Genomic DNA, 5,959 nt, shown 5'->3' with positions numbered 1-5,959 from the left:
TCAGAACCAGAGAAAGAAAATAAAATGCGATGCCATAACCGATTATGACAACGGCGGAAGGGGCAAGCTTAGTAAAGCCCTCGCTAGATTTTAATGCGGATGTTGCGATTACTTCGCCAACTATTGCGATAACAAGAAAAAGCCAGCCTTTCATGATATATCTCCCAATTTGTGTAGGGCTTATTATGCACGCTTAAAAATAATAAAAGCAGACTTGACCTGATAGTTTGGCTGTGAGCAATTATGTGCTTAGTGCATCTAACGCCTGAAATAAGCCGTGCCGCGAAGCGGCATCGGCTTGATTGAATTGTGTACGCCCAGCATGGGCATGAACTAATGAGGTGAAAGTCCTCTGTAGGAAGGTCACCGTTCGATAACATGCTGTTATTAAACGTTAACTACTAGCGAATGGCAAGGGCTTACCCGTGAGGGGCGGTCTGAAGGAAGCCGCTAGCAAATTTGCGAGCTGATGAACAAGAACATCATATGAGGCGTAGGCTGAAGGTGAGTTGGCACAAGACGACGAAACCACGTGATCTAACGGCCACCGTAAATGATGCAGCAGTGCAAAGAAAGTTCATGTCCTTATCTGGGGAGATCTGCTTAGCATGCGATCGGTCATTAACCAGTAAGGCTCTGGTCTACAAGTGTCTTGGCTTTTCAATTTCATCAACTGGAAAGAGCGAATTAGATGAAAACCGATAGCGCATGACGGGGCAACTCGGCATGTGATTAAGCAGAAGTCAGCAGACGGCATAGTAGCCCAACGCCTATCGTAATGGATGGGATATGGTGAAGGCCTGAACATTTAGAAGAAGGAGGAGTCTTGCCAAACTTGTCGGTACTCACTACGTCGTCAGACGATTACTATCAACAGCGTATTAGCCCGCAACCAGCCTTCAACAGCAATCTATTTCCGCAACTACTCGAACCTGAGAATCTACACCGAGCTTGGCGACAAGTGAAAGCCAATAAAGGCGCGTCGGGTATCGATGGCATGACCATCGAAGCCTTCCCGCGCTGGATGCAACAAGGCGGCTGGCAACAGTGTAAATCTCAGCTTGAGCGAGGAGAATATCAACCCTCAGCGGTCAGGCGCGTGGAGATCGATAAACCCGATGGCGGTAAACGCAAATTGGGGATCCCCACCGTGATTGATCGTGTGATACAACAAGCAATCGCTCAGATACTCACGCCGTTGTTTGACCCCTACTTTTCAGTCAATAGCTTCGGCTTTAGGCCGAACAGAAACGCCCAGCAGGCGGTACTACAAGTCAGGAATATCATCAAACAGAAGCGCAAATTTGCCGTTGATGTTGATCTGTCCAAGTTCTTTGACCGCGTCAACCACGATCTGTTGATGACTCAGTTAAGGAGTAAGGTGCAGGATAAGCGTCTGCTAGCGCTTATTGGCAAATACCTGCGAGCGGGCGTCATGGTCAACGACCAATTTGAAGCAAGCTTCGAAGGTGTACCTCAGGGCGGCCCACTCTCACCCTTATTATCAAACATCATGCTGGATAGTTTGGATAAAGAATTGGAAAGCCGAGGACATCACTTCGCCCGCTACGCTGATGACTTTATCATCTTGGTGAAGTCTCAACGGGCGGGAGAACGTGTTCTCAAGAGTATTACTCATTATCTTGGTACGAAGCTAAAACTGATCGTTAACGAGCATAAAAGCCAAGTAGTTAAGGTAGGTCAAAGCAAGTTCCTTGGCTTCACCTTTAACCGAGGAAAGATCCAATGGCATGCCAACACGTTGCACGTTTTCAAACAAAAGATACGACGACTGACGAACCGCAATTGGGGAGTCAGCATGAGCTATCAACTGTTTAAACTGCGGCAATATATGCAAGGTTGGATCAATTACTTTGGCATAGCCAACGCTTATCAAGGTTGCGTCGATTTAGACCACTGGATCCGTCGCCGAGTGCGTATGTGCTACTGGCGTCAGTGGCGAAAACCACGGACTAAGGTGCAGAACCTACTTAAACGAGGTGTCAGGATCCAAGCTGCCGTTGCTTGTGGACTCACAAGTAAAGGCCCTTGGCGTAGTTCGAAAACGCCAGGCATACAGCAAGCGCTGAGTAACGAGTACCTAGAGAAAGCTGGATTGTATTCACTAAGAGATGGATGGATTGCAGTTCATTATCCTAGCCAAATAACAGGTTAGGAGTTCTAAATGAACCGCCCTGTGCGGAGCCGCATGCAGGGTGGTGTGGGGGCTGGAGGCTAGATACCTCCGGCTACCCGATTAGAAATTTAGTTGCTTAGTTTTGATGGTTTTTTACTTTCGTTTAACCCTTTAACCGCCTGCTCTAATGTAAGTTTCAAGAGTGATGCGTCTCCAGCTTCACTGTGACTTGGAACAACCAGTTTTGCCTTACCATATTTGGATATTAATAATTTAGCGGACTTTGGCCAAGCTTCTAAATTTGCGTCACCCAAATTACCTAGACCGTACGGTTTAATAAAACAACCACCGAATAATATTTTCCTTTCAGGCAGCCAAACTACTAGGTTATCTGGAGTGTGTCCTGGGCCTGGATAAAAAACTTCAATTTTATTTTTAACTAGCCAATAGTTAACCCCGCCAAATGAATTTTTAGCTTGAACCTTACCGTCTTTTTTAAGCAGCTCATTAGTTAATTCAGACGCATACGTGGGGATGGATTGAGAATTAAGCCACTCTATTCCGCCCGTGCTGTCACTATGAAAATGAGAGGAAATACTGCCTTTTATTTTATAGCCACGTTCCACAAACCAAGTGACTAACTTTTCAGTATCTTTAGCCGTAAATGGAGTGTCAATTAGATAAGCTTCAGCATCTACAAGAACAACCAAACCATGTTTAGGAAAAACGCCCCACCCGTTAACTTCTTCAAACGAAGTATGAACATAAACGCCTTCATCAAGTTTTTCAATTTTTAAATCTGGCAAAGGCTCTGCTGCGGTAGCAATGCTACAAAACAAAAATATAAAGAATACAGATAACTTGCTCATACTTTCCCTTTTCTAACTTTGTTTTAGGGCGACTGCCCTGCTGCGTAACATCGTTGCTGCTCCATAACATCAAACATCGACCCACGGCGTAACGCGCTTGCTGCTTGGATGCCCGAGGCATAGACTGTACAAAAAAACAGTCATAACAAGCCATGAAAACCGCCACTGCGCCGTTACCACCGCTGCGTTCGGTCAAGGTTCTGGACCAGTTGCGTGAGCGCATACGCTACTTGCATTACAGCTTACCAACCGAACAGGCTTATGTCCACTGGGTTCGTGCCTTCATCCGTTTCCACGGTGTGCGTCACCCGGCAACCTTGGGCAGCAGCGAAGTCGAGGCATTTCTGTCCTGGCTGGCGAACGAGCGCAAGGTTTCGGTCTCCACGCATCGTCAGGCATTGGCGGCCTTGCTGTTCTTCTACGGCAAGGTGCTGTGCACGGATCTGCCCTGGCTTCAGGAGATCGGAAGACCTCGGCCGTCGCGGCGCTTGCCGGTGGTGCTGACCCCGGATGAAGTGGTTCGCATCCTCGGTTTTCTGGAAGGCGAGCATCGTTTGTTCGCCCAGCTTCTGTATGGAACGGGCATGCGGATCAGTGAGGGTTTGCAACTGCGGGTCAAGGATCTGGATTTCGATCACGGCACGATCATCGTGCGGGAGGGCAAGGGCTCCAAGGATCGGGCCTTGATGTTACCCGAGAGCTTGGCACCCAGCCTGCGCGAGCAGCTGTCGCGTGCACGGGCATGGTGGCTGAAGGACCAGGCCGAGGGCCGCAGCGGCGTTGCGCTTCCCGACGCCCTTGAGCGGAAGTATCCGCGCGCCGGGCATTCCTGGCCGTGGTTCTGGGTTTTTGCGCAGCACACGCATTCGACCGATCCACGGAGCGGTGTCGTGCGTCGCCATCACATGTATGACCAGACCTTTCAGCGCGCCTTCAAACGTGCCGTAGAACAAGCAGGCATCACGAAGCCCGCCACACCGCACACCCTCCGCCACTCGTTCGCGACGGCCTTGCTCCGCAGCGGTTACGACATTCGAACCGTGCAGGATCTGCTCGGCCATTCCGACGTCTCTACGACGATGATTTACACGCATGTGCTGAAAGTTGGCGGTGCCGGAGTGCGCTCACCGCTTGATGCGCTGCCGCCCCTCACTAGTGAGAGGTAGGGCAGCGCAAGTCAATCCTGGCGGATTCACTACCCCTGCGCGAAGGCCATCGGTGCCGCATCGAACGGCCGGTTGCGGAAAGTCCTCCCTGCGTCCGCTGATGGCCGGCAGCAGCCCGTCGTTGCCTGATGGATCCAACCCCTCCGCTGCTATAGTGCAGTCGGCTTCTGACGTTCAGTGCAGCCGTCTTCTGAAAACGACAAACGATGTCAGCCAATAAGTTGTTGTAATAATCGACAAGTGTTTGTTGCAACTCGCCGTCCTGTAAGACTGCATTATCAGTCTGATTCAGGGCGGCTATGGTGTCATTTATACACCATAAACCGATGACGGCTGCACGTAAATCTGTGGATGCTCTTGATGGCGATTCAACGTTTGCTGTCCCACGCATGGCGACAGCATTGTTTAGCCCAGCAATAATCCCATTATAAGTTGGGGGGAGGGGCTCCGACAACTGCAAAGCTATCTTTTCTGTATTGTTTTGGATGTCGTCCGCAAGAATGGTATTCTCGATCAGTTCTCGAGCCAATAATGATGTTTCGAAGCAGACGGCCAACACCGTCTGCTTCGTTTCTGGTTCTTGTTCTTCCACTGCCAGCGCGTTACTGATTGTTACGCACGTAAGTAGCAAAGTGAATGCGCTCTTGAGTCTCATCAACGGTTGCCTCCACAGTCTCGCTGGCACTGGAATCAATGTGAAAATTGTTCTGGATCGGATCAACAGGAATAAATCGATCACAGTCGAACTCTCTTGGAATTATGGTCATGTGCAGTTTCGTTGCTGATGAAAGAGCTTGAATGTACAACTTCTCCCCACCAATGACAGCAATGCGTTGATCGGTATTCTCATACAGGTTGATCACAGCACGAAGATCAGGAACGACAGTAGCGCCTATGACATCTTCTTGTTTTAACGTCGAGGAGATCACGAACGATTCGCGTTCGGGGAGAATTCCTTTCTCCTTGATTCGCTCCTCGGCGCCATCCTTTTCTAACTGCATGTCACGCATGTCAGTATACGTGTGTTTCCCCATAACGCACACGCGGATCTCTTTAGAAATCCGCGTAAATCGCGCCATGTCTTCTTTGCATTTCCATGGAATCTTGCCGCCTTTCCCGAATCCCAACTTAGAATCCACAGCGACTATTAGCTCAAGTTGTGGGTGACTCATTAAAACTCCAAACCAGTCGATGCTGGTTGTTCCAGATATTGCTTACGGAAGGTGGCCAGATCAATCAGTTTGATATTTGCCTTTCCGCTGTTGTTGAGATCGTGCACTTTCTTCAATTTGCCGGAAGATCCGGAAGTGGATGCCGCGATCACCATGGTGGTCTTCGACGAGACTGATGATTGCACTTCACCACCCTCAGCTTCAATCAGCTTCTCCAAGGCCGCGTCACGAAAACCGGTGATCACGATCTTCTCACCGGTAAAACGATCCCCCGAAGTGACCTGCTGTTTGAACCCGATGATTGATTGAATCTTGTTGAATAGCTCGGCATGTTCAGCCATACCTGCAAGCACTTTTGCGGCAGTTTTGTAGCTGAATTTGTCGACGCTAACGATCTGCTCTTCGGTGATGGCATTGAAATCATCCAAGGTCTTAATATCCAAGCCTTCACACAGAGCTTTCATCTTGCGGCGCCCAACGCCGCGCCCAAAGTGGGGCATCGACCCCAACCAAACCGACAGGGGAACACTACTGGGTATAGGAAGTATAAACCACCTTTTTGCTCCTCATCCGAAGTATCTTACCTGAAATTCCCTCACTCGTTTACCGCTCAAG

7 protein-coding genes are annotated in these 5,959 nt (G+C 49.4%); 2 read left to right on the top strand and 5 right to left on the bottom strand.

Annotation, left to right across the window (positions count from 1 at the left end; all coding sequences use genetic code 11):
* Positions 1–154, bottom strand: a 154-nt coding sequence (locus ACOTYB_RS24450) for a DMT family transporter (RefSeq protein WP_074146789.1), incomplete at its 3' end; no start/stop codon positions are given.
* Positions 155–835: 681 nt separating this feature from the next.
* Between ACOTYB_RS24450 and ltrA the strand changes: the two genes are divergently transcribed.
* On the top strand, positions 836–2,176 hold the full coding sequence (gene ltrA / locus ACOTYB_RS24445) for a group II intron reverse transcriptase/maturase (protein ID WP_225556253.1): 1,341 nt from the start codon (positions 836–838) through the stop codon (positions 2,174–2,176).
* Between the two features lie 89 nt (positions 2,177–2,265).
* On the opposite strand, the gene ACOTYB_RS24440 is transcribed toward ltrA, so the two are convergent.
* Positions 2,266–3,006: a subclass B1 metallo-beta-lactamase IMP-26 gene (locus ACOTYB_RS24440; RefSeq protein WP_060614779.1), complete on the bottom strand. Its 741-nt coding sequence runs from the start codon at positions 3,004–3,006 to the stop codon at positions 2,266–2,268.
* A 152-nt stretch (positions 3,007–3,158) separates the two neighbouring features.
* Between ACOTYB_RS24440 and intI1 the strand changes: the two genes are divergently transcribed.
* Positions 3,159–4,172, top strand: coding sequence for a class 1 integron integrase IntI1 (gene intI1 / locus ACOTYB_RS24435; RefSeq protein WP_000845039.1), 1,014 nt, complete (start codon positions 3,159–3,161; stop codon positions 4,170–4,172).
* Here the strand turns inward: intI1 and ACOTYB_RS24430 are convergent.
* The 3 genes from ACOTYB_RS24430 to ACOTYB_RS24420 are packed head-to-tail and all read right to left on the bottom strand — an operon-like array spanning position 4,159 to position 5,808.
* Positions 4,159–4,764: a hypothetical protein gene (locus tag ACOTYB_RS24430; protein WP_048228299.1), complete on the bottom strand. Its 606-nt coding sequence runs from the start codon at positions 4,762–4,764 to the stop codon at positions 4,159–4,161. The two genes, intI1 and ACOTYB_RS24430, sit on opposite strands and share 14 nt — an antisense overlap.
* 10 nt (positions 4,765–4,774) lie before the next feature.
* Entirely contained in the window at positions 4,775–5,344 is a 570-nt protein-coding gene (gene dfrA19, locus ACOTYB_RS24425; RefSeq protein ID WP_000019304.1) for a trimethoprim-resistant dihydrofolate reductase DfrA19, read from the bottom strand.
* A complete protein-coding gene (locus ACOTYB_RS24420) occupies positions 5,344–5,808 on the bottom strand; it encodes a BRCT domain-containing protein (protein WP_000645230.1) in 465 nt (154 codons plus the stop codon). The genes dfrA19 and ACOTYB_RS24420 overlap by 1 nt, the downstream gene beginning before the upstream one ends.
* Positions 5,809–5,959: the final 151 nt, after the last annotated feature.

This window comes from Enterobacter cloacae complex sp. IR5450 (assembly GCF_049238665.1).
Lineage (GTDB): Bacteria > Pseudomonadota > Gammaproteobacteria > Enterobacterales > Enterobacteriaceae > Enterobacter > Enterobacter hormaechei_C.
This window is presented reverse-complemented; position numbering and strand designations above follow the sequence as displayed.

Excerpts from the sequence above, each read along its gene's own strand:
- ACOTYB_RS24440 (WP_060614779.1), bottom strand. The coding sequence starts at position 3,006 with ATGAGCAAGTTATCTGTATTCTTTATATTTTTGTTTTGTAGCATTGCT.
- intI1 (WP_000845039.1), top strand. The coding sequence starts at position 3,159 with ATGAAAACCGCCACTGCGCCGTTACCACCGCTGCGTTCGGTCAAGGTT.
- dfrA19 (WP_000019304.1), bottom strand. The coding sequence starts at position 5,344 with ATGAGTCACCCACAACTTGAGCTAATAGTCGCTGTGGATTCTAAGTTG.
- ACOTYB_RS24420 (WP_000645230.1), bottom strand. The coding sequence starts at position 5,808 with ATGAAAGCTCTGTGTGAAGGCTTGGATATTAAGACCTTGGATGATTTC.